The sequence below is a fragment of the Arthrobacter sp. HMWF013 genome (assembly GCF_003061105.1).
In the GTDB taxonomy this organism is placed as follows: Bacteria; Actinomycetota; Actinomycetes; order Actinomycetales; family Micrococcaceae; genus Arthrobacter.
In genome coordinates, this window is sequence record NZ_QAIQ01000367.1 from 1 (window position 1) to 2,213 (window position 2,213).

Here is a 2,213-nt window from a genome sequence, read left to right on the forward strand (position 1 = left end):
AGATCTCGGCCGCACTGGCACCCTTGGGTTCATCGCCCAGGAGGACCAGGAGCCCAAGTGCCTTACCCACCATGTCAGTACGGTCTGCCTTCGGAGCTTTCACCCCGGCATTTGCCTCGGCGCTCTTGATCACTGCCCCGGCCTGGGCGGAAGCTTCATCTATGGCAGCGGAGACGTCATCGGCCGCTGTGGTTTGGTTCACACTCATAACTCGATGTTGCCACATCGTGGAAGCAATTTCTAGATAGTGATTATTTTCTTGACAAGTGACTCCACTCACAGTCATGATTGCTGTATCGCACAAGTAGCTCCCACCATGTGGCTACAAGTCCAGATTCATTGACGGACTCCAGCCGCACCGCACCCGGCACCACCACGCTGCGGCTGCGAACCCCCCGATCCATCCGCGACACTGTCGTCACACAAAGGAACTCCATGAGCCAGACACTTCCGTCCGCCGGGCAGGGCACTGTTGCCCACGCCGGGACGCCTAAGAAAGCAGCCGTTGCCAGCTTCCTGGGCAGCGCGGTCGAATACTACGACTTCTTCATCTTCGGCTCCGCCGCTGCCCTGATCTTCCCCACGGTGTTCTTCCCGGACGCCGGCGCCAACGCGGCCATCATGTCCTTCGCAACCTTCGGCTTTGCCTACGTGGCACGTCCCGTGGGCGCCGTCATCCTGGGCCACTTCGGTGACCGGGTGGGCCGCCGGAAGGTCCTGATGTTCACCCTGCTGCTGATGGGCGCCTCGACGTTCCTGATCGGCTGCCTCCCCGACTTCAACACCGTGGGCTGGTGGGCTCCGGCTCTGCTGGTACTTGCACGGCTTTGCCAGGGCCTCTCCGCCGCAGGTGAGCAGGCCGGCGCCTCATCCATGACCCTGGAACACGCACCGGACAACCGCCGCTCCTTCTTCACCTCCTGGACCCTCACCGGCACCCAGGGCGGCCAGATCCTCGCCGCCCTCGTCTTCATCCCCGTCCTGGCCCTCCCGGACGAGATCAAGTTCGGCATCGGCTGGCGCATCCCGTTCTGGCTCAGCGCCGTGGTGGTGCTGGTTGCGTTCTTCATCCGCCGCACCCTGCACGAACCGCCGGCTTTCGAGGAAGCGCAGAAGAACGCCCAGATCTCCAAGCTCCCCGTCGCCGACCTGCTCAAGGGCCACTGGCGCGACGTCCTCCGCGTTATTGCCTGCGCCTTCATCGCCGCAGTTTCCACCGTGTTCGGCACACTTGCCATCACCTACGCCAAGACCGTCGCCGGTGTTGACGGCACCACCACGCTGTGGCTCGTCGTCGGCGCCAACCTGGTGGCCCTGGGCACCCAGCCGCTGTTCGGCATGCTGGCTGACAAGATTGGCCGTAAGCCGGTCTTCATCTACGGCGCCGTTGCCAGTGCGGTCCTCACGCCGGTGTTCCTGCTGAGCCTGGAGTCAGGCAGCGTTCCGCTGATGTTCCTTGCAGCCATCGGCTTCTTCTCCTGCGGCTATGCAGCCTCGAACGCCGTCTGGCCGTCCTTCTACGCCGAGATGTTCAGCACCAAGGTCCGCTTCTCCGGCCTGGCGATCGGCACGCAGCTGGGCTTCCTGATGGCAGGATTCGCCCCGGCCATCGTGGCTGCCATGGGCGGCATCCGGCCCGGAGGCTGGGTCCAGATCAGCATCTTCACCGCTGTTATCTGCAGCATCGCAGCCATCTCAGCCCTCACTGCGAAGGAAACCTTCAAGGTCCCCACGAAGCAGCTCGGCCTGAAGTAATCCCCGTCCGGACCGACTGACCGGGCGCTCCTGCCCGGTTACTCCAGGAAAGCCCGCCATTCTTCCACGGAATGGCGGGCTTTCCCATGTTCCGGCTGCGGGAAAGCGGCCGGAGCAAACGGGCAGGAACGTACGTACGACGACGGGTGTTCAGCACGTGCCTCTCGCCGCACTCGCCCCTCCCGCTTCCCCCTTCCGCTTGCCCAGTTGGCCGTTCAGTCCGTGTCTCCTTGTCGTTTCTTCTGAGGGCTGAGACGCCCACGTGGTGGCCAGGGCAACCGACCCCGCAGCAGGCAGGCGCCCAGGCGTTATTGTCAGACCCACCTGTGATGATGAATTCATGGGAACACGCGCGGTGGTGGCGGAGGCATTTGCGGCTATCAATGCCGGCTTTGCTGTGCTTGCTGCCGTGGTCACCGACGCCCGTGGTGGAGCTGATTCCGGTGCTGATCCGGCGG

General features: G+C 63.8%; 1 protein-coding gene and 1 pseudogene. One reads left to right on the forward strand and one right to left on the reverse strand.

The annotated features are described in order from the left end of the window. Positions 1-208: pseudogene (locus tag DBR22_RS13630) on the reverse strand (IclR family transcriptional regulator); the annotation flags it as partial. A gap of 227 nt (positions 209-435) precedes the next feature. Between DBR22_RS13630 and DBR22_RS13635 the strand changes: the two are divergent. Beyond that, entirely contained in the window at positions 436-1,755 is a 1,320-nt protein-coding gene (locus DBR22_RS13635; protein ID WP_108599461.1) for an MFS transporter, read from the forward strand. Positions 1,756-2,213 lie beyond the last annotated feature (458 nt).